General features: G+C 57.5%; 21 protein-coding genes, 1 tRNA gene and 3 pseudogenes. 7 read left to right on the top strand and 18 right to left on the bottom strand.

Annotation, left to right across the window (positions count from 1 at the left end):
• Window positions 1-25 precede the first annotated feature (25 nt).
• The 7 genes and pseudogenes from KJB29_RS12575 to KJB29_RS12555 all read right to left on the bottom strand — a co-directional run bounded on the left by KJB29_RS12575 (window position 26) and on the right by KJB29_RS12555 (window position 5,052).
• Window positions 26-1,381, bottom strand: coding sequence for an FAD-dependent oxidoreductase (locus KJB29_RS12575; protein WP_215734843.1), 1,356 nt, complete (start codon window positions 1,379-1,381; stop codon window positions 26-28).
• A gap of 157 nt (window positions 1,382-1,538) precedes the next feature.
• On the bottom strand, window positions 1,539-1,826 hold the full coding sequence (locus tag KJB29_RS12570; RefSeq protein WP_215734842.1) for a sll1863 family stress response protein: 288 nt from the start codon (window positions 1,824-1,826) through the stop codon (window positions 1,539-1,541).
• Between the two features lie 147 nt (window positions 1,827-1,973).
• A complete protein-coding gene (locus KJB29_RS19865) occupies window positions 1,974-2,228 on the bottom strand; it encodes a DUF6538 domain-containing protein (RefSeq protein ID WP_425514119.1) in 255 nt (84 codons plus the stop codon).
• Window positions 2,229-2,338: 110 nt separating this feature from the next.
• Window positions 2,339-3,070 (bottom strand): annotated as a pseudogene (locus KJB29_RS12565) (IS4 family transposase); the annotation flags it as partial.
• A 76-nt stretch (window positions 3,071-3,146) separates the two neighbouring features.
• Window positions 3,147-3,494 (bottom strand): annotated as a pseudogene (locus KJB29_RS19860) (TOTE conflict system archaeo-eukaryotic primase domain-containing protein); the annotation flags it as partial.
• An 8-nt stretch (window positions 3,495-3,502) separates the two neighbouring features.
• Window positions 3,503-4,453 carry a nucleotidyl transferase AbiEii/AbiGii toxin family protein gene (locus KJB29_RS12560; RefSeq protein ID WP_215734841.1) on the bottom strand — a complete coding sequence of 317 codons (951 nt, stop codon included), beginning with the start codon at window positions 4,451-4,453 and terminating at the stop codon, window positions 3,503-3,505.
• The gene (locus KJB29_RS12555) at window positions 4,450-5,052 is read right to left on the bottom strand and encodes a type IV toxin-antitoxin system AbiEi family antitoxin domain-containing protein (protein WP_215734840.1); all 603 of its coding nucleotides are present in this window, start codon (window positions 5,050-5,052) and stop codon (window positions 4,450-4,452) included. Before KJB29_RS12555 ends, KJB29_RS12560 begins: the two co-directional genes overlap by 4 nt.
• A gap of 226 nt (window positions 5,053-5,278) precedes the next feature.
• On the opposite strand from KJB29_RS12555, the pseudogene KJB29_RS12550 reads away from it, so the two are divergent.
• Window positions 5,279-6,372 (top strand): annotated as a pseudogene (locus KJB29_RS12550) (IS4 family transposase); the annotation flags it as partial.
• On the opposite strand, the gene KJB29_RS19855 reads toward KJB29_RS12550, so the two are convergent.
• From KJB29_RS19855 to KJB29_RS12530, 5 genes are all read right to left on the bottom strand, one after another.
• On the bottom strand, window positions 6,369-6,656 hold the full coding sequence (locus KJB29_RS19855; protein ID WP_425514118.1) for a transcriptional regulator domain-containing protein: 288 nt from the start codon (window positions 6,654-6,656) through the stop codon (window positions 6,369-6,371). The pseudogene KJB29_RS12550 and the gene KJB29_RS19855 overlap by 4 nt on opposite strands.
• A 96-nt stretch (window positions 6,657-6,752) precedes the next feature.
• Entirely contained in the window at window positions 6,753-7,112 is a 360-nt protein-coding gene (locus KJB29_RS12545) for a helix-turn-helix domain-containing protein (protein WP_215734839.1), read from the bottom strand.
• Window positions 7,081-7,359, bottom strand: a complete 279-nt coding sequence (locus tag KJB29_RS12540) for a cytotoxic translational repressor of toxin-antitoxin stability system (RefSeq protein ID WP_215734838.1) — start codon at window positions 7,357-7,359, stop codon at window positions 7,081-7,083. The genes KJB29_RS12545 and KJB29_RS12540 overlap by 32 nt, the downstream gene beginning before the upstream one ends.
• A 98-nt stretch (window positions 7,360-7,457) precedes the next feature.
• Window positions 7,458-8,942, bottom strand: a complete 1,485-nt coding sequence (locus KJB29_RS12535) for a tyrosine-type recombinase/integrase (RefSeq protein ID WP_425514117.1) — start codon at window positions 8,940-8,942, stop codon at window positions 7,458-7,460.
• Window positions 8,898-8,995 (bottom strand) — tRNA-Sec (locus KJB29_RS12530). Before KJB29_RS12530 ends, KJB29_RS12535 begins: the two co-directional genes overlap by 45 nt.
• 198 nt (window positions 8,996-9,193) lie before the next feature.
• Between KJB29_RS12530 and KJB29_RS12525 the strand changes: the two genes are divergently transcribed.
• Together KJB29_RS12525 and KJB29_RS12520 are read left to right on the top strand one after the other, a co-directional pair.
• The gene (locus tag KJB29_RS12525) at window positions 9,194-9,997 is read left to right on the top strand and encodes a DsbC family protein (protein ID WP_215734837.1); all 804 of its coding nucleotides are present in this window, start codon (window positions 9,194-9,196) and stop codon (window positions 9,995-9,997) included.
• Window positions 9,998-10,019: 22 nt separating this feature from the next.
• On the top strand, window positions 10,020-10,742 hold the full coding sequence (locus tag KJB29_RS12520; RefSeq protein WP_215734836.1) for a rhomboid family intramembrane serine protease: 723 nt from the start codon (window positions 10,020-10,022) through the stop codon (window positions 10,740-10,742).
• Between the two features lie 5 nt (window positions 10,743-10,747).
• On the opposite strand, the gene KJB29_RS12515 is transcribed toward KJB29_RS12520, so the two are convergent.
• Complete coding sequence (locus KJB29_RS12515) at window positions 10,748-11,185, bottom strand: FxLYD domain-containing protein (RefSeq protein ID WP_215734835.1); 438 nt, start codon at window positions 11,183-11,185, stop codon at window positions 10,748-10,750.
• Between the two features lie 143 nt (window positions 11,186-11,328).
• Here KJB29_RS12515 and KJB29_RS12510 point away from each other — a divergent pair, with 143 nt between their 5' ends.
• Together KJB29_RS12510 and KJB29_RS12505 are read left to right on the top strand one after the other, a co-directional pair.
• Entirely contained in the window at window positions 11,329-12,672 is a 1,344-nt protein-coding gene (locus KJB29_RS12510; protein WP_215734834.1) for a hemolysin family protein, read from the top strand.
• 8 nt (window positions 12,673-12,680) lie between these two features.
• Complete coding sequence (locus KJB29_RS12505) at window positions 12,681-13,757, top strand: AI-2E family transporter (protein ID WP_215734833.1); 1,077 nt, start codon at window positions 12,681-12,683, stop codon at window positions 13,755-13,757.
• A gap of 43 nt (window positions 13,758-13,800) precedes the next feature.
• On the opposite strand, the gene KJB29_RS12500 is transcribed toward KJB29_RS12505, so the two are convergent.
• Entirely contained in the window at window positions 13,801-14,736 is a 936-nt protein-coding gene (locus tag KJB29_RS12500) for a TerC family protein (protein ID WP_215734832.1), read from the bottom strand.
• Between the two features lie 74 nt (window positions 14,737-14,810).
• Window positions 14,811-15,671, bottom strand: coding sequence for a zinc metalloprotease HtpX (gene htpX / locus KJB29_RS12495; protein WP_215734928.1), 861 nt, complete (start codon window positions 15,669-15,671; stop codon window positions 14,811-14,813).
• Between the two features lie 390 nt (window positions 15,672-16,061).
• On the opposite strand from htpX, the gene KJB29_RS12490 reads away from it, so the two are divergent.
• Together KJB29_RS12490 and KJB29_RS12485 are read left to right on the top strand one after the other, a co-directional pair.
• Window positions 16,062-16,640 carry a TMEM165/GDT1 family protein gene (locus KJB29_RS12490; RefSeq protein WP_215734831.1) on the top strand — a complete coding sequence of 193 codons (579 nt, stop codon included), beginning with the start codon at window positions 16,062-16,064 and terminating at the stop codon, window positions 16,638-16,640.
• Between the two features lie 66 nt (window positions 16,641-16,706).
• The gene (locus KJB29_RS12485; protein ID WP_215734830.1) at window positions 16,707-17,600 is read left to right on the top strand and encodes an energy transducer TonB; all 894 of its coding nucleotides are present in this window, start codon (window positions 16,707-16,709) and stop codon (window positions 17,598-17,600) included.
• A gap of 6 nt (window positions 17,601-17,606) precedes the next feature.
• Here the strand turns inward: KJB29_RS12485 and galU are convergent, their stop codons facing one another.
• The 3 genes from galU to KJB29_RS12470 are packed head-to-tail and all read right to left on the bottom strand — an operon-like array spanning window position 17,607 to window position 20,054.
• Complete coding sequence (gene galU, locus KJB29_RS12480) at window positions 17,607-18,482, bottom strand: UTP--glucose-1-phosphate uridylyltransferase GalU (protein WP_004513424.1); 876 nt, start codon at window positions 18,480-18,482, stop codon at window positions 17,607-17,609.
• Window positions 18,483-18,510: 28 nt separating this feature from the next.
• A complete protein-coding gene (locus KJB29_RS12475) occupies window positions 18,511-19,410 on the bottom strand; it encodes a methylenetetrahydrofolate reductase (RefSeq protein ID WP_004513425.1) in 900 nt (299 codons plus the stop codon).
• A complete protein-coding gene (locus KJB29_RS12470) occupies window positions 19,407-20,054 on the bottom strand; it encodes a methylenetetrahydrofolate reductase C-terminal domain-containing protein (RefSeq protein WP_004513426.1) in 648 nt (215 codons plus the stop codon). Before KJB29_RS12470 ends, KJB29_RS12475 begins: the two co-directional genes overlap by 4 nt.
• Window positions 20,055-20,112: the final 58 nt, after the last annotated feature.

The following is a 20,112-nucleotide window of genomic DNA, read 5'->3' as shown; positions in this document are numbered from 1 at the left end:
CTTGAGGTGGCGGTCCCGATTCCTCCTAAAGTTCCTTTGCAACCTCACGGGCAGCGACTACGACCGGATCCCAGACCGGTGAGAACGGGGGGGCATAGCCCAGGTCCAGGTTGATCATCTCCTCCACCGTAAAACCGGCATGAAGGGCTGTTGCCAACGTGTCTATCCGCTTGGCCGACCCTTCCATCCCGACGATCTGGCCTCCCAGCAGGCGGCCGCTTCCCCGTTCCGCCAGCACCTTTACGGTTATTTCCCCTGCGCCGGGAAAGTAGCCGGCCTTGGTGCGGCTCTTGATGACGGCGCTGCTCCATTCGATCCCCAGTTCTCTGAGTTCCTCTTCCTGGAGGCCGGTCCGTGCGACCTCCACCTGGCATATTTTTGTGACCGCTGTCCCCACGACCCCGGGAAACGTGGCATAGCCGCCTCCCAGGTTGATTCCCGCGACCCGCCCATGCCGGTTGGCGACGGTGCCGAGGGCGATATGGACGGGTCTGCGGCTCACCAGGTGGAATGATTCGGCGCAATCCCCTGCCGCCCAGATACCGGCAACGCCGGTCTGCATCCGCTCGTTCACCCTGATCGACCCCTTCTCCCCGAGGGGGATGCCGGCAGAAGCCGCAAGGGCCGTGTTGGGGCGCACCCCCAGGCCGAGAATCACGATGTCAGCCGGCAGGGTGCGCCTGTCCGTGACCACCCCCGTCACTTTCCCCCCCTTTGCCTCGAACGCGGTGAGAGTCTCCTCCAGATACAGGCTGACCCCCACATCGCGCAGGGCCTGTGAGACCATGGCCCCCATGTCGTAGTCGAGGGTTCCCATGACCTGCGGTGCCCTGTTGACGAGGGAAACCTCAAGGCCATGCCTTACCAGCGCTTCCGCCATCTCCAGGCCGATGTACCCGCCTCCGACGACAACCCCCCGTTTCATCCCTCCCTTGTCGAGACGCCTGCGGATCTCCAGGCCGCTTTCAAGGGTGTTCACCCCGCAGATGTCGACGGCATCGGAGCCGGGAAGGTCCGGGCAGAGGGGGACCGCGCCGGTGGCGATCAGAAGCTGGTCATAGGACTCCCACGTCGACCCGCCGCGCTGCAGATCGCGCACCCGCACCTTTCCCTGTGCCGCATCGATTTCCACTACCTCATGCAGGACCCTCGCATCGATTCCATATTTCTCCCGGAACTTTTCCGGGGAACGGATAACGAGCTTTTCTTCCTCGTCGACAACCCGGCCGACGTAGTAGGGAATCCCTCACGCGGAAAAGGACGTGTGGGGGCTTCGCTCGAAAACGACGATCTCCAGTTCGGGCCGGCGGCGCTTCGCCTGGGATGCGGCGCTCATACCCGCGGCATCTCCGCCGATGACAACGAGTTTTTCCTTGGCCATGATTCGTATCCTCTCCAGATCAATACAGTTTGATGGCAAGACCTGTGTGGAAGTGAAATTGATCAATCCCTACGAGAATGGGAAACTGCAGTCATGCGGCATGCCCCGTGTACCCGTCAAAACCGGTCTTGCTTAGCGGGGCGGTTCAGGGCTGTGCTCACGTAACTTTTTTGATAGCGTCGCGCAAAATGGATTTGACCTCGCCCCAGATCTGCTCCGTTCCCGTTTTGAGGTCTTCCCACTCATCATCGGTGGCGGCAGATATACCCTGCAGTTTTTCCGCGGCTTCATCCCGCTTGAGCTGCAATGCCGTGATCGTGTTGTGATAGTCGAACCTCTCCTCGGGCGTGGCGCTTTCCGCCTTGTCCTTGAGCCGATCGATCTGTGCATCCCATTCGACGATTTGTGCCGAGAGTTTTTCCACGTACTCTTTTCGCTCGTCCATGACAGCACCCTCCGCATCATCTGAAAGCCGACTTTATACCGGCGCGTTAGCCATTTGGGACCAGACTCTGCGCGTATGGCGGGAACACTCCCGCATTACGTCCATGTACCAGAGATTCTATCAACTGTATTGAGTAATTCCACTGCATTACTGGAAAGGTCTAAGCTGTCGCGTTCGCGTGGATGTTGGCCGGCTCCTTGTAATCCTCAGATGAGCAAAGGTCTTCTCAAGTGTCCCAAGCTCGACCCTCAACAGCTTGTGTGTCATAGTAAGTCTTGATGTTTTCGGGGGTTTCTTGAGTTTCTTCTTGCCATTGAAGTGATTGGGGAGGTCTACAGGAACCTTGATTCTGAGGTGATACGTGGTGTGTCTTCTTGCGAGGTGAGTAGTTACGTGGACCACAAAAAATCAGCAGTGTCCGGTTAAGGACTTGCATTTGAAGGTGGCCCTGCAGCGCCGCAGTTGGTAGTCAGGCCCTGGGCCACGCTGTTGCTGATTTCCGTCATCATCTGGGCCAGTTCATTGCGGATCTTGATCCTCAACTCCCTGACCCGGTTGATGTTGACCCTCTCGTTATGCTCCTCGTGACAGTAGATAGCCAGGAGCAGATAGGTGATGAGCCCTCCCAGGATCTGGGCCATCAGGCCATGGGGGCTTCGGGCCACCACGTGGTACACGTTGAGATGCTGCTTCCACCAGCCGAAGAAGATCTCGATGTCCCAGCGTAGCTTGTAGGCAAGGGCTACATCTTCGGCAGTCAAGTCGAAGCGGTCCGTGGCAACATAGTAGTCGGTGCGATCAACACGGTAGCCAACGACACGAACCGGCTTTTCCGTCTGGTTCTGCCCCTTGGTACCAAGCAGGGCGATGACATCCAGGAAAACATGACTCCCCTCGGGAATCGGTCGCTCCTCGATGATGGTTTTTCGGGTGCTCTTTTTGATCCGGCAGACGAAGTGCTTTTCTTCTGTCTGCCACTCATCGAAGTTCCTGTGGCACTGGTAGTAGCGGTCCATGACCCCCGTCTGCCCCGGCGCCAGAATCTTTGCCACAAAGGGACGCTCATCGGCCTTGCCGGCACTGAGATGGAGCCCTTCGGGAATGCTGCGGTTGATGTCAAACCCCAGATGGACTTTCGCCTTCTTGGCACCGTGGCGGTAGTCGGCAAACTGCATCGTGGGGACTGCATCGATCAGAGAACCATCGATAGCGATCAGGTCGCCAAGATGCGGATGCAGGGCCGGCTTCCCAGGGTGCTTCATCTCGTCCCTGGAGATGGTCCTGGACCGCTTTGTCCGTCACGGGAAGGAAAGCCTGGTTGGTGCAGTCACCGCTTTTGACGGGAGGTTTTGTGTTTTTCCTGCAAAGCCCGGCTGCCCACTCGTTGGAGCAGGCCGGTGAATAGCCCTTCTTGCCTGTCTTATCATTGAGCCACAGCTTGGGGTACACGTCTTCGCGCCCGCGAAAGAGGCTTCTAAAAAGAGCGATCTTCTCCGAAGCACTAAGAGAAACGGAATGCTCTTCCTCGGACTGCTCGGCTCTGTCAAGTGAACGCAACTGGTTTCGCAATTCCTCAATCCGCGAAAGAGTCTGTTCCTGATCCTTCCGCAGGCGGGCAAGCGTCGCTTCTTCGCGAGCTATATCGTCAAGAATGGACTGTTTGCACATCATCGTGTCTACACATCTAAACCCGGCTGGTTGAGGGTGACCGCCCGCCGCCAAGGACCCGAAGGAGTCCAGTGGAAATCAAATCGTTCGCCTTTGACGATCGTGTCGGTCGGTGGCATGAGAAAACCGCAAATTGCTTCGACAACCGCTGGCAGGAGAGTTTCTGTCGGCGCCAGTTGGTTCCTTTTGATGAATGCACGCCACTGTGTCTGTTTGGCTGGGTCGTCGAAGAATTCGGCAGTCAGGGCAAGGGGGAGTTGATCAGGCAGGGACGTCCTTCGCCTCGAAAACGTTGCCGATATCGCTCTGGTCAGTTTTTCTCCCTCAAACGGAAAGGTCTTCCCCATGATCCAGATATCATAGAAATCTTTCATGCGACTGTTGGCCATGCCGAGGTGGACCATTGCCTGGAACTTCTCCGCAACCACCGTTTCCTGAGGATAGACACGCAGATAGGGTGTAGGGAAATCAAGTAGAGTGGGATAGTCGGCGTCATTTGGTGCTGGCGTGACCACATCACCAAAACCGATGTCAACTTGCAGGTGGATACGTGCCACTCCGAGGCGAGCTTCCAACGTCACGCGTACACCGTCGTATTCCTGCTCTTCCCTGATATCCATGCCGCTAACGCTGTCCGGAACGAAAACGATGCCGTCCTCTTCTACCCGCGTGAGACACACACTTTGGAATACCTCAACAAGCCGGCCGATGCTGCTCTCTCCGAACCCAAGCAGGTCCAGATCCCGTGTAACCCGATGTGGTGTGCCACCCCACAGTGGGAAGAGCATGGCGCCTTTGAGGATGAATTGTTCGCGGAATTCGGATTGACTCAAACGATACAGGAGTCGTTCCAGGGCGAACCGGGTAAGGGCAAACTGGAAGTCCTCGTTATTCTCCTTGGCCAAGTTCAGGAGGCGTTGCCTCACGGAAGCGGATATGTCGACAACCTTCTTTGTCATGACAGGGATTCCAGGTAGGGGCGGATCACGTTTGCCACGCGGCATATTTTAGCGTATCGCCACAGTTCATCAATGGTGCAACGCCGCTCTCGCAGGCATCCCCTGAGTGCCTCAAGGGCAACATCCAGCCCGATCTTGTTGCGGTATTTGAAGCAATCTACAACGGTTTTGGCTAGGCAATAGACGGGGACGTCCATTCCTTCGACTTGATGATGCTCAACCCCTTCAGTAAGGGCCGCAGCGGAGAAACGGACAATATGGAGCGGGACTCCCTCTGCCTTCGGCAGGCGGGCCTTACGGTCGATTGCCATCCAGATTTCGAAGGGGGCCTGGGTGGTAAGTCGGTGGAAGCGAAGCGCGGAGAGCAGGCACACCACCCCCTTGGGCACGCGCTTGCTTGCAAGGGCTACGCTGTGATGCTCGGTCAGGTCGGCATCCGCCAGAGCATAGATGCCGCGGGATCTGCGCTCCAGCACTACTTTGTCGCAGAGGCGCCGCAGATACTCCCTCGGTATACCGTAGGCGTCAAGGTCCCGTGGACGGATGACGCCAGCTCTTCGAGCAATTTCGATGATTTTGTCTGTTCGAGAGTTTTTCATGTGATTGTTACGTATTGTCGGTTAAAAAAAATATGTGCCGACATTTTGTAACATATATAGAAGAATAATTCAACCGGCTCTCAGAGAGCAGCAAGCATGCTTTTCGCACTCACATGTCCTCCTTGTTGGCAGGGCAATTGAGAGATGTGCTAAAACGTGTGAAAATTATCTCTCGAGTCTTGAGGAGGGGAAGCCATGGGCTGAAAAGAATCTGATTTCTAAGGTCAAGAAGTTCTCAACCTATGACCAGTTCCTCTGCCTGGGATACGCCCAGATGGCCGGTCGCGAGAGTTTGAGGGATATCGAAACCTGCCTGAACTCTCATCAGGAGAAGCTTTACCACATCGGTTTCCGTGGTGACGTCTCCCGTACGACTCTTGCCGATGCCAACGAACGCAGGGATTGGCGCATCTTTCAGGACTTCGGCCATGTTCTGATCCGCATGGCGCAAAAGGAGTATCAGAGCGATTCGATTGCAGTCGAGCTTGCACAACCTCTGTATGCCTTTGACTCGACAACCATTGACCTGTGCCTTTCCCTGTTTTTGACCTGTGCCTTTCCCTGTTTCCCCGGGCCGATTTCCGCAAGACCAAGGCAGCGGTCAAGATGCACACGCTCATTGATCTGAGAGGTCCAATCCCGACCTGGGTGGCCATAACCACTGGCAAGGTCCACGATGTCAGGATGCTGGATCATCTGCCGGTTGAAAAGGATGCCTTTTATGCGATGGACAGAGGCTATGTCGACTTCGCCAGGCTGCACGCCATTCACCAACAGGGAGCCTTCTTTGTCGTTCGCGCCAAGGACAACCTGAAGTGCAAGCGGCTGTACTCCAGCCCGAAGGACAAAGAAGCAGGCGTACGGGCAGACCAGATCATCACCCTGGTAACGCAGAAGTCGAAAAAAGGCTATCCGGAAAAGCTGCGCCGGGTCAGCTTTGTTGACAAGGAACGGAACAAACGATTGGTGTTTCTCACGAACAACTTCGAGATTCCCGCAGAGACTGTAGCTGCGGTCTATAAGCAGCGATGGCAGGTGGAGCTGTTTTTTAAATGGATCAAGCAGCACCTGCGGATCAAGTCGTTCATCGGGACATCGGTCAATGCGGTAAAGAGCCAGATATGGGTAGCGTTGTGCATCTATCTGCTGGTGGCAATCACCAAGAAGAAACTCCGCCTCCAGTGCTCGCTCTACACTTTTCTACAGATTCTCGAGGTCAATCTGTTCGAGAAAAAGCCCATTTCATCGCTGGTTGCGGAAGCCCTTAAGCGAAATCCCGACGCCGTCGACAGCAACCAGCTGGATTTGTTCAACTATTAACCGGACAGTAGTGGAGTGTGGTAATAGTTGAACACTCCCTCCTGTTCGCATAACTCAACGATCCGCCTGAAATCTGCCTGATACCATGGGTTACGCCTCAAGAACTCCCAGGCGTAATCTGACTTGCTGGTCCTGGTTGCGACCGGCTGAGCGGTTTGGGACTTAGGGTCAAAGCGGTATTCGGTAAAATCAGCAACGTTTGAATACTCATCTTCCTGACTCCAGTCTGGGAGCCATGAAGGTGGGCGGTAGCAATCTGGCCACCTTGAAGGAGACTTCTTCATGTGGGGTGCGCCTCCTGTAGACGCCCTGGTGATGATCGCGGGAAACCGGCCAGGATACCGGCTTGTCGGGTGCCCCCTATCCCGCGAAGGTGAAATCTACAGGAGCACCCGGTAATCGACATTGAGGGCTTTCGCCAGCTTCTTGGCCGTTTCCTTGCCGATGGGACGCCGCCCGTTCTCCATTTCGGAGATATGGCGCTGCGGAATCCCCGTCATCTCTGCAAGCTGGCACTGGGTAAGCCCTTCTTTCCCCCGTGCCCCGCGAAGTGAGACAGAGGGCTTGGACTCTCCGGGGAAATGGTTGGTAAAGAAATCCTCCAGGGAGACAGCGCCCCCCTCGTCCTCCATCTCCATGCTGTCCACGTACCGGCGGACCCGCTCCACGTTCTGACGATGCACCCGGAGCCGCAACGTCACAAATTCTTCAGTAGGGCGCTTTTTCGTGAGTCCCTGCATAAGTCACCTCAACAAGTCTGATTTCCCGGTCCCGTTCTTCCCAGACCGCAACGTATGTCGGCTTTCCCTTCTTCAAATGGCAATGGTGCCGCCCATCCCCCAGCTTGCCATAGTTCGGCCAGTTACCACGCACGGGGCCGGAAAGCCTGATTTCCTCCATCAGTACAAAGAGCCTTTCAATAATGCTTCGCGGCAGCTTGTGCGCCTGCTTGTCTACCTTGCCCGTGATCCTGACAATCCATTCCATAAGTCACCTTATACTTGTTTTTGGTATAATGTCAATGGTTCACCACAAACGAAAGGCGCGGTCAAAACCGCGCCCCTCTGGACTACTCCCCCCTTGCATTACCCTTCCTTGCGTAACGGTATCACCTTTGCCCCTGCCTTGAGCCCATCCAGGTAGTCGGCCCATTGCTGCATCATCTTCCGGCGCTCCGCAAGATGCACCGTCCGGTTGTAGGCCCTGCCGTGCCTGTCGGGCACAACGTGGGCAAGTTGCGCCTCGATTGCATCGGGAGTGAATCCAAGGATTTCATGAATCAGCGTCCGTGCCGTGGCCCTAAGCCCGTGACCAACTACAGTATCCCCGTCAAAACCCATCCTCTTGAACGCGGCATTTACGGTGTTGTCGCTCATGGGGCGTTCCGCTGATCTTAGGGAGGGGAAAAGGTATCTGCCGTTTCCGGTGAGGGGCTTCAATTCCTCCAGGATCGAAATAACCTGATCTGAGAGTGGCACGATATGGGCAACTCTCGTTTTCATCTTGGGGGCGGGGATTATCCATTCCTTCCGGTCAAAGTCGAATTCGCTCCATTCGACTTTCCGAAGCTCACCAGGGCGAACGAATACCAACGGCGCAATTCTCAAGGCGCACTTGGTGACAAATGAGCCCTGATAACCGTCCAAGGCCCTCAGAAAGGGTGCAAGCTCCTTCGGGTCGGTGATTGCCGCCATGTGCTTCCGTGTGTCCTTAATGGGTGGCAGGTACCCCTTGAATCCTGCCGATATGTCATACATGGCCCAGCCTTTTCTGATTGCATAGGTGTAGACTTGACCAATGATCGTCTTTACCCTCCGCGCCGTTTCAACTACACCCCTGTCTTTCACGCGGTCAAGTATCGACTGAATGTCAGGGGCCGCAACTTCGGTTATCGGTTTTTTCCCAAGCCAGGGGAAAACGTCCTTTTCCAGTCGGTTCATAATGTTTGTGGTGTGCTCTTCGGTGATTTTCTTTTCCTTCGTATATTCCGCGTGCCATTGACGAGCTATGACCTCGAAGGTGTTTGCCGCCTGTTCGTCCCGTGCGGCCTTCTGAGCCTTTTTTTCTTCTCCGGGGTCAATACCATTGGCCAGGAGCTTTCGGGCATCTGCGCGGCGCTGTCGAGCGTCCGAAAGGGAGATTTCTGGATAGGTGCCAAGGGCAAAAGTTTTTTCCTTGCCGTTGAAGCGGTACTTGAGCCGCCAGCATTTCCCGCCATTGGGGGTAACAAGAAGATACATGCCGTCGCCGTCCGTCAGCTTGATTTGTTTTGCGGCTGCTTTTGCGTTGCGAACCTTAACATCTGACAATGACATGGGTTTTTCCTCTCGTGGGGGTATTGTGCTGACTGCTTGGGGGTATTTGTGGCCTTGAAATTGTGTGCTTGGGGGTATCTTGTGAAAAAAATACCCCCAACTTGGGGGGATGTTAATGGATAGAATGAGACTATAGTGGACAACCGGAAAAAGAAAAAGCCCTGATTTCTCAGGGCTTATAATCTTTACCGGACGTGTCCGGATTGTGTATGGCGGAAGCACATGGGAATCGAACCCACCGAGGAGATTTCTCATCCCCCCCACCAGTTTTGAAGACTGGGCCGCCCACCAGCGACGGACGTGCTTCCATAAGCGTTATCGTTACTGCCAAAATAGGATATTTCATCTTGCAAGACAACCCCCAAATTATTGCCGACATAACACCCTTACCCGAGCATCCGGCCCGATCGGCACAGATGTAACTTGATGAATATGGTATTAAATGGTATCAATTCGCCTGAAGGATATGGTAGCGAAATTACCCAGAAATTCTTTCGGAGGAATCTATGCGACTTCAACTGTTACGATTCGTGGGGGCACTTTCCCTGACAGCGTGCCTTGCTGCACCGACTGCCTTTGCGGCGCCGAAAGAACAAGCCAAGGGGGAAACCCCTGAGGCGGCCGTAAAACGGCTCTTTCCGAAGCTTCCCGCCACCGCGGTGAAAAAAACCGATATCGACGGGTTCTATGAGGTTGTGACCGACGGGAATATTCTCTATGTCAACGTGAAGACCGGTCACGTGTTTGTGGGCGACATTTTTACGCGGGAGGGGAAAAACCTGACGGCCGAGGCTCGCACCCGCCTCACTGCCGAGCGCTATAAGCTCATTACCGAGGCCGACAAAGAGAAGGCGGTGAAGGTGGGGAACGGCAAGCATGTGGTCATCGAGATCACCGACCCCGACTGCCCCTTCTGCCGCAAGATGCATGAGTACTGGGGAAACCGTCCCGATGTGACGCGTTATGTTTTCTTCCTCCCCCTTGCGATGCATAAGGATGCTGAAAAGAAGGCCCGCTATATCCTGGCGGCCGACAATAAGGAACAAGCCCTCTGGGAGGTCTATTCGGGGGAACTCGACAATAATCGCGAGAAGCTGAACAAGCCCTATGACGACAAGGGCTTGCTTAATGCTCATAAGGCTGTTGTCGCCAAGCTCGGCATCCAGTCGACCCCTGCCTTCTGGGTAGACGGTACTTTTGTGAATGGCGCAAATATTCCGCTTATCGAAAAGATCATCGGCAAGTGCAACCTCCGGCAAGGAACTGCTCCAGGTGAGCCGAAGGTGTGCGATGATGAGCAGGGGAAGTGACCGGGGAGCAGGTTAACCATCAGTGATCCCGATAAAGGACTATAATCCGACGCGACGCTTTCCCTTGGTGAGCGTCGCTTTTATCGTTCTGAATGTCATCGTTTTCATCCTTGATCGCATTTCCGGTCATTACGAGCCTCTGATCATTGAAACCTCCCGGGGGCTGATCAGGACGAGGCAGTTTGTCGGCGGGCTCTCCGCCGACTTTGCCCTCGTTCCGGCGGCCCTCACCTCCCACCCTCTCCTTGCCTGGCCCACCGTGTTCAGCTCGATGTTCCTCCACGGCAACTGGCTTCACATCGGCTCAAACATGCTTTACCTCTGGATATTCGGTAACAATGTGGAAGATGTCCTGGGACGTGGACGGTTTATTCTCTTCTATTTCACCTGCGGAGGGGTAGCTGCCCTGGCACAGGTCATGAGCGCGCCTGGCTCGGACATCCCGATGGTGGGGGCGAGCGGGGCTGTGGCGGGGGTCATGGGGGCCTACCTCCTCCTCTTTCCCCGGGCGCGGATTCTGACTCTGGTGCCGATCCTGTTCTTTTTTACGTTCCTGGAAGTGCCGGCGTTCATCATTATCGGTTACTGGGTGCTCATCCAGTTTCTGAATGCCACCTGGTTGGGGGGAGGGGAGTTGCTGCGGGGAGGGGTCGCCTATTTTGCCCACATCGGCGGGTTCGTGGCCGGCGTGACCTTTGTCTTGCTTGCGAGGATGGGAGGGCGCGGTGGCTACGGCCGTCTGTAGGGCGATTACGGTGTCGCCTCGAAACTGTTGAAACGAGGAGAGCCAGACATCCCCTCCTCGGCGAGGCGGTAGCGGTAGGTGAACCTGATCCTTTTCGGAACCTCTCCTTCCTTTACGGGAATCCGGATGGTGAAGAGGGCGATTTCATCCAGGGAGAACTGGTGCGGAAAGAAAAGGAACGTGCCTTCGCCAATGATTTTCCCGTTGGCGTCAAGAAGCGTCGCCGTGATCTCCGGATCACTCAGGTAGTAGTAGCTCTGATTTTTCAGGGTGCCGTCGATGGTGACGCTTCCCCTGTTGCCGGTCGTCTCCCAGGAGACCAGAAGATCGTAGAATGAGTGGCTGTGGGGATAGGGGCGGGTGGTCATCATGGACCGATCACCGGCAGCGCACCCGGCCACGAGGAAGAACAGCGTCGTTAGGGCAATGAGGCGAAATTCCAAGGAGGCACCTCTTTTGATGCTGAACTGTCCCTGCGCGTGTGGGAGCGCGGGGTGCGGTTTCACTATGCCAAAATTATGCTACTATTCAACTATTTAATTGTGCGCTGGTCCCGTGCTGTGCACTTGCCCTGTGGAGGTACTGTTTGGAGTCGATTTTAGGCGAGTTGGCCGTCATATTCCTTCTTATCCTTGGTAACGGTTTTTTTGCCGGTTCAGAGCTTGCCATTATTTCTGCCCGCAAGAGCAGGATCGCGCAACTGGTCGCCGCCGGCGACCCGAAGGCGAAGATCGTCGAACAACTTCAAGACGATCCGCACCGGTTTCTCGCCACCGTTCAGATCGGGGTCACACTGGTGGGCTCCCTTGCCTCGGCTGTCGGCGGCGCCACGGCGGTCCGTTACCTGAAACCCCTCCTGGAGGGGAGTTCCATCAAGTTTCTCCATGATGCCGCCGGACCGCTTTCCATCGGCATCGTGGTGGTCCTGATCTCCTACTTTTCCCTCATCTTCGGCGAGTTGGTCCCCAAGACCGTCGGGCTTCAGTACGCGGACCGGATGGCCCTCCATGTGGCCAAGCCGATCAATTTCATGGCTCGCGTCACCGGGGTGGTGGTAAGTTTCCTCACCCTCTCCAATCGGGCTGTCCTCGCCGTGCTGGGAATCAAGGCAGAAGGGGATCAGGCCTTCGTCACCCCCGAGGAGGTCCAGCATATCGTGGCGGAAGGTCACGAGGCGGGTGTATTCAGTTCCACCGAGCAGGAGTTCATCCGCAATATCTTTGATTTTACCCACACCTGTGTCCGGGAGGTGATGGTGCCCCGTACCCGCGTTGTCGCCCTTGATCTGGGACTTTCGCGAGACGAACTGGTCAACACGGTGCTCGAAAACAAGTATTCCCGCTATCCCGTCTACCGGGAGAGCATCGAGAATGTAACCGGTTTTATCCACGGCAAGGATCTTCTCGGGGGAATCGTGACTGACCCGGCCTTCGACATCGAGTCGATCATCCGGCCGCCGTTTTATGTCCCCGAGGGAAAGAAGGTCAACGATCTGCTGAAGGAAATGCAGCGCAAGCGGATTCACATGGCCCTCGTGGTGGACGAGTACGGCGGCATCAGCGGCCTTGCCACGACGGAGGATCTCCTGGAGGAACTCGTGGGCGAGATCGAGGATGAGCACGACATCGGCGAGCCGGGGAGCATCCAGCGGCTTCCGGACGGCAGCCTCCTGGTGGACGCCCTCGTCTCCATCAGCGACCTTGCGCAGCATCTGGAGATAAAGCTTGGGGACGATATCCCCTACGATACCCTGGCAGGGCTCATTCTCGACCGGCTCGGCCGTTTTCCGGAAAAGGGGGAGCGCGTTGAGTGGGACCGATTTACCCTCATCTGCGAGGAGGTGAAAAAGACCGCCGTTGTCAAGGTCCGGATCGTGGAAACGGTACCGCCCGGTTCAGGCAATGAAGAAGACGGGGATGTGAAGGTCTGAGGTAAAGGATGGATAGAGGACACTTCTACGCGCTGGTGACGTTTTCCTTTTGTGCGATTCTCGGTTACGTGGCCTATGCCATTGTATCACCGTTTCTGAACTCCCTCGGCTGGGCTGCCGTGATGGGCATACTTACCTTCCCCCTTTATCGGCGACTGCGTGCGGGGCTCGGCGCACGGGACACGCTAGCCGCCGGACTCATGACTCCCGCCACGGTTCTCACTCTCGTCGTCCCCTTTGTGGGGCTTACCTTTTTTCTCGTTCAGGAGGCGGCCGTCGCCTACGGTTTCCTCGAAAAGATTGCCGCCGACGGCGGCAAATCCCTGGTGATGAGCATTCAGAATCATCCTGTCGTGAGGCCGTGGCTTGAGCGGATCGAGGCCTACACCGGCCCTCTCGGCTTTGAGATCGACACCCGGTTCCTCCCCGAAATGAAGGAAGTGGCGGCAAGGGTGCTCAACTACTCCAAGGAGATCGTCAAGAACGTCTTTATCTTCAGCATCAAGTTGCTCCTGATGGTGATTACCCTCTTTTTCATTTATCGTGACGGCGAGCGGGTCCAGCGCCATGTCCTTGCCGTCATCCCCCTCACGGAAGCCAACAAGCGGATCCTCACCGATACGGTTCGCCGCGTTCTGAAGGCGGTCATGTATGGCGTCTTTCTCACCTGCCTCGTTCAGGGCGCTCTCGGCGGTATCGGGTTCTGGGCGGCAGGGCTCCCGTCGCCGCTTCTCTTCGGGGCCATCATGGCGGTCTGCGCCCTCATTCCGGTGGTGGGGACGGGGCTCATCTGGCTTCCCGCCGCCTTCTATCTCCTGGCTAACGGCGAGATCGTGAAGGGGGTCGGGCTCATCATCTGGGGGTTCGTGGCGGTAAGCTCCATCGACAATGTCATCAGGCCCTTCTTCATCAGCGGCAAGGCAAAGCTGCCGGTTCTGGTCATTGCCATCGGCGGCCTCGGCGGGCTGGCCTCCTTCGGGCTCCTGGGCGCGGTGGCAGGGCCCATTGTGCTGGCGCTTTTCCTGGCACTGTTCGAGATGTATCGGGATGAGGTGGAAACGGGGGAGGGTAGGGGCAATTCATGAACTGCCCCTACGGCACGGGAGCCTTATTGGTACATTGTCGGTATCAGGTCCGGTGCGCTGCCCTTGCCCGCCGGTTGCCGATGGTGACCGAGATGAGGATGGATATGGCGAGCACTCCCACGATGGTGCCGAGAGAGAAAATGATGGGAATCTGGTAGACATCCACCAAGAGCATCTTCGCCCCCACATAGACCAGGATGACGGAAACGCCCAGCTTGAGGTAGATGAACATCTCCATTACGTTGGAGAGGAGATAGTAGAGGGACCGCAAGCCCATGATCGCGAACACGTTCGATGTGTAGACGATGAAGGGGTCATGGCTTACCGCCAGGACAGCAGGAATCGAGTCGACGGCAAAGATCAGGTCGCTGGACTCGATCATGACCAGGGTCAGGAAAAGCGGCGTTGCCGCCCGGATTCCCCCCTTGTTGATGAAAAAACGGTCATCACGGACCCGTTTGGTGACTGGTACAAACTTCCGTACGAGCCGGATAAGGAAGTTTTTCTCCGGATCGATCTTTTCGTCCCCCCCAAAGGCCATCTTGAAGCCCGTCACTACGAGAATCCCACCGAAGAGGTAGATGATCCAGTGAAACCGCTCGATCAGCCCGATGCCGGTCATGATGAAGATGGCCCGCATTATGAGCGCACCGATGATCCCCCATTTCAGTATCTTGGGCTGGTGGACCTTTGTGATGTGGAAGAAGGAGAAGATCATGATGAAGACGAAGAGATTGTCCACCGACAGGGACTGCTCGATCAGGTAGCCGGTGAAGAACTCCAGCGCCTTCGTGGAACCCATCTCGAAATAGATCCAGACGTTGAAGGCCAATGCCAGGGACACCCAGACGATGGTCCAGGTGAGGGCCTCGCGGAATCTGATCTCGTGGCTCTTGCGGCTGAAAACTCCCAGGTCGATGACGAACATCACGAGGATGATCGCCCCGAATCCGAGCCACATCATGGTTTGCAGTGACATGTAAATTCTCCGTGGATGGTAGTCGTGGTAGAGGAGGCGGGGACGGCCCGTTACCGTCCCCACGGGGAAGTGCGTCAGAAGGTTCTGTTGTAAGCCATCTGCTCCAGTCGTGCGATCCGCTCCTCCATGGGGGGATGGGTGGAGAAGAGGTTGAGGAGCGCACCGCCCGTGAGCGGATTCACGATGAAAAGGTGGGCCGAGGCAGGGGTCGCCTGTTGCATCGGGACCATCTGCGATGCCATCTGCAGCTTCTTGAGGGCGTTGGCCAGGGCCAGGGGATTACCGCAGATCCGGGCCCCCGACTCGTCGGCCAGGTACTCGCGGGAGCGGGAGACCGCCATCTGGATCAGCATCGCGGCTATGGGGGCGATAATCGCCATGGCAAGCCCGCCGATCATGCCGCCGGCCCCCTCGTCGTCATCGCTGCGCCCGCCGCCGAATATGGCAGCCCACTGGAGCATGTTGCCGAGCATGGAGATGGCCCCCGCGAAGGTTGCCGCGATGGTGGAGACAAGGATGTCGCGGTTCTTTACGTGGGAAAGTTCGTGGGCCATGACCCCTTCCAGTTCCTCCATGGAGAGGATGCGGAGGATTCCCTCCGTGGCGGCCACGGCGGCATGGTTCGGGTTGCGCCCCGTGGCAAAGGCGTTGGGGCTGTCGCTCGGGATCACGTAGACCCGCGGCATCGGCAGACCGCCTGACGTAGCCAGACGCCGCACCATGCCGTAGAAGGCCGGGTTCTCCGCCTCGGTGATTTCCCTGGCCCCGTACATTTTCAAGACGATCTTGTCCGAGAACCAGTAGGAGAAGAAGTTCATGGCGCAGGCCATGAAGAAGGCGAAGACCATGCCGGACTTGCCGCCAATGGCGCTTCCCATGGCCACCATGAGAAGGGTGAGAAGGGTCAGGAGCAGTGTGGTCTTGAGTCGGTTCATCATGGTTTGATTCCTCCGTTGCTGCCGACGTTTCCTTGTTCCCGGATTTTGGTGTGCGGCAGGCGCGTTTAGGGTTTTGCCGGGGCAAATAAAAAAGACCTTTACCCACGGCGTCAATTGGCCTTGGATAAAGGTCTTGCATGCTTCGACGGAAGTCGGAAGCCCCTGGCCCGGGTGTTGCCACCGTGGTGACGGACTTTGGGTCGGCACTGTGTGCCGATTGCTACTCCCCTTTAACGTATTCAAGTGTAATGATTCCGCTTTCCCCTGTCAAGGGTTTTCCATTCCTTACAGACCCGGCCTTGCTTTTGAAAGGGGAATCCTATAGCATCCTCCGTTCATGGCGGTTTCACTCCGCCACGTCTCAATTACAATTGCCCGGGAGGACCAGTGGATATTGCAGTTCTGATGACCACCTTCGGTATCATTTTTCTCGCCGAACTCGGCGACAAGACCCAGCTTACCGCCATGGCCCTGGCCATCCGCTATCCCTGGAAAAAAGTCTTCATTGGCATTGCCGCCGCCTTTGCCCTCCTGAACCTGGGGGCAGTGCTGATCGGCAAGATTCTGTTCGCCGTCCTCCCGCTGTTCTGGATAAAGCTCGTCTCGGGGGGGCTCTTCCTTTTTTTCGGCATCACTACTCTTCGTGGAGGCGAAGACGATGAGGACGGGGAAGGAAAGAAAGCATCGGCTCGGGGTCCGGTGGCCACGTCGTTTGTCATGATTCTCCTGGCCGAACTGGGGGACAAAACCCAGATCGTCACCACGAGCCTGGCGGCCCAGCATGATTCCCCCCTTGCCGTCTTCACCGGATCCACGCTGGCCCTCTGGCTCGTCTCCCTCATCGGCATCTTCCTGGGCAGGCAACTGGTCCGCTTCATTTCGCTCTCCGCCATCCACAAGGCGGCCGGAGTCCTTTTCCTGGTCTTCGGTGCCGTTGTCCTTTACCAGGCCTTTGCCGTCCGCTGACCGATTGCTTTTTCGGCGCCGCATCCGTACAATGGTTGCCGGATACCTATCCTGGCAGAGAGCCTGATGTCTGATAAATACGTCGAAAAATCCTTTCTCTATCTCGTAGCCCTCTCACTCCTACTTCACGTGGGTCTGTTCGCTCTGATCATTCTGTATCCCCAGGCAAAGCCGGTGCTGCGCCAGGAGCCGATCATGATCGATTTGGAGGATATTCCCGATCTGCGTCAGGCACCGATGCCGACCGATTCGCGGAGGGAAGTGCGCCGTCAGGCCGAGCAACCCCGGCGGGTGCCGCGGGAAATGGCGCCGCGGGGAGACCGGGAACGGGACCGTATCGCCTCGCTGCCTCCCGTTGCGAAACCAATACCGTCACGGCCTGCAGTTCCCTATCAGGCCGCGCCGCAGCCCCGTCGGGGCGAGGGAGTGGGGCCGTCGGCCACAAACGGCAGGACAGGGGAGATTCCGGTGCGGGAGGCCCCCCGAGGCGGGGGCATTCTCAAACCACGCGCGTCGGCGGAAGCGCCTGAACTGGCCCAGCTCATGCCGAGCGCCCAGAGACTTGCGAAGATCGAGGAAAGTTACCGGAAGAAGTACCGGGATGATGTGGCGGACGGGGATACGAAGTTTCTCGATACCGACGATATTCAGTTCGGCTCGTTCCTGCGCCGGTTCGAGAACGCAATCTACGGGGTATGGCGTTATCCCCAGGAAGCGGCCCGGCTCGGCATTGAGGGAGTTACGCCTGTAAAAATCACCTTCAACAGGAGTGGTGTCATCGTAAAGTATGAAATTCTGCAGAGTTCGGGGAGCAGAATCCTGGATGACGAGGTGCTGCGGACCCTGCGCATGGTGGGACCGGTCGGCCCCTTTCCCAGGGGGTACGACCGGGACGAGTTCCACCTCATCGCCTTTTTCCAGTACGGCATCGTTCGGGGAGCGAGCAGATCCCTCCGCTGACCGGCCTCAATCCTGCCTTCTGCACAGTCGTTCCCGCAGATACTCCTCAAATTCCGTATTGAACTCTTCCCGCTTGAGCGCCATGTCAACCGTGGCCTTCAGGAATCCCAATTTGTCACCGCAATCGTGGCGTATCCCCTCAAAGAGGCAGCCGTAAATCGCCTCGTCCTTCGAGAGCTTGAGGAGGGCGTCGGTGAGCTGGATTTCCCCCCCCTTGCCCGGTTCCTGCCGCTCCAGGATCGGAAATATCTCGGGGGTGAGGACATAGCGGCCGATGATGGCCATGTCCGAGGGGGCCTCCTCCCGTTTCGGCTTTTCCACCAGATCGGTGACCTCGAAGATACGGTCGGTTATGCCGTTGGCCCTGACGCAGCCGTAGGAGGATATGTTCTCCATGGGCACCTTTTCCAGGGCGAGAACCGGCCCCCGGTACTTGCGGTAGACATCCAGAAGCTGGCCGAGGCACGGTTTCTCGGCATCGATGATGTCGTCGCCGAGGAGCACGGCAAAGGGCTCGTTACCCACGAACTCCCGGGCGCAGAGGATTGCATGGCCAAGCCCCATGGCCTGCTTCTGGCGAACGTAGAAGATGTTCACCATTTCGGCGATGTCCCGCACTTCGCGGAGGGTATCGTTCTTCCCCTTTTCCTGGAGGAGCGCCTCCAACTCGAAGGAGATGTCGAAGTGGTCCTCGATGGCCCGCTTGCCGCGGCCGGTCACGAAGAGTATCTGTTCGATGCCGGCAGCCACCGCCTCTTCCACCACGTACTGGACCAGGGGCTTGTCGATGAGGGGGAGCATCTCCTTGGGTGAAGCCTTGGTGGCCGGAAGGAAGCGGGTGCCGAGGCCCGCCACGGGGAAGACTGCCTTTTTTACCTGCATCGGTGCACTCCTTGCGTTCTCGATCTTGTTACTTGTCTTCGTTTCGTAGTCCGGCCACGATGTTCGGAACAAGCTCTTCCCTTCCCATGGCCATGATGTGGACACCGTCGCAGAAGGGACGCGCCGCTGTCGCAAGCCGCCGGGCGATTGCCACACCTACTTCGAGGGGACGACCGGCGGCTTCCAGTTCGGCAACGATCTCGGGGGGAACCTTGAGTCCGGGGATGTTTTTCGTGATGTAGCGGGCCATGCCGGCCGATTTCAAAAGGATGATGCCGGCGATGATCTTGACGCCCAGGGGGCGCACCGCCTCGCTGAACCGGGCAAGGCGATCGGGAGAGAAGACCGCCTGGGTCTGGAAGAAGCGCGCACCTGCTGATACTTTTTTGGCCAGTTTGGGAAGGGTGAGGTCGAAGGGGTCCGCCTCCGGCGCCGCGGCCGCCCCAGCGAAGAACGATGGGGCTCCCTCCAGGGGGGCGCCGGAGAAGTCCCTCCCCGCGTTCAGTGCTGCGATGGTCTGGAGAAGTTGCACCGAGTCCAGGTCGAAGACCGGCTTGGCGCCGGCATGATCGCCGAAGGAGATGTAATCGCCCGAGAGGGACAGGATGTTGGTTACGCCAAGGGCTGCGGCTGCCAGGAGCTCGCTCTGGAGGGCCATGCGGTTGCGGTCCCGGCAGGTGAGTTGGAGGATCGGTTCGATCCCTTCCCTGGTCAGGAGGGCGGCCGGGGCAAGGGGGGAGATCCGCACGTTCGCCCCCTGGTTGTCGGTCACGTTGATGGCGTCGACAAGGCCCTTGAGGTTTCGCGCCTTCTCCATGAACTCGCCGCAGTCGCACCCCTTGGGGGGGCAGACCTCGGCCGTGATGACAAAACGGTTTGATTCGAGCTTTTCGCGAAGGGTTGAGGACATGGGGGTCGGAGTAATCATTTGTCGAGTTTCAGGCTTCCGGGCCTGAGGTTCCTGGCGAAGTCGCGGGGAGGCTTGATGGCAGTGAGCGGGGCCTCCTTGCCCCTCTCCCGAAGGCGGAGGTATATCTGGTACCAGACACACTCCGCGTCGCCGTTCACTTCGCACCGTCCCTCGTCCATTCCGCCGCAGGGCCCATTCAGGAGACCCTTGGGGCAGACGGTTACCGGACAGATGCCGGCCGTTTCGTTGAGGAGGCATTGGCCGCAGAGGGAGCAGCGTTGCTCGAACTGGCCGAATCGGCGGATGTTGCCGAGGAAGAGGGTGTCAAGGCCGGCGACCGTCAACCGGTCAGAACCGGCGGAGACCGACTGGACACCTGCCCCGCAGGCAAGGACGAGGAGCGCTTCAGCGCCCTTAACCATCTCCCCTTTTGCCCGCAGATCCCGCTGGACCCGGAGCATGTGGCACGCCTCGTCGATCACCACCGATCCGGTCACATCCTTGCCGGCAGCGATCAAATCCTCCTGCATCTGCCAGATCTGCTCTTCGCCGCCGGCCTTGCAGACCGTGGCGCATTTGGCGCAGCCGATCAGGAAGACCCGGGAAACGGGCTCCAGGGCGGCGAGGATTTCGGTAAAGGGTTTCTGTTTGCTGACAATCATAAAAGAATCCGGGACCGGGGATCAAGGACTCGCAAAACATAGGGCGTTGCTGCTCCCC

It is taken from the genome of Geobacter grbiciae, assembly GCF_018531165.1.
GTDB lineage: Bacteria > Desulfobacterota > Desulfuromonadia > Geobacterales > Geobacteraceae > Geobacter > Geobacter metallireducens.
The sequence above is the reverse complement of the archived record's forward strand: the minus strand, read 5'-3'. Positions and strand labels throughout refer to the sequence as shown.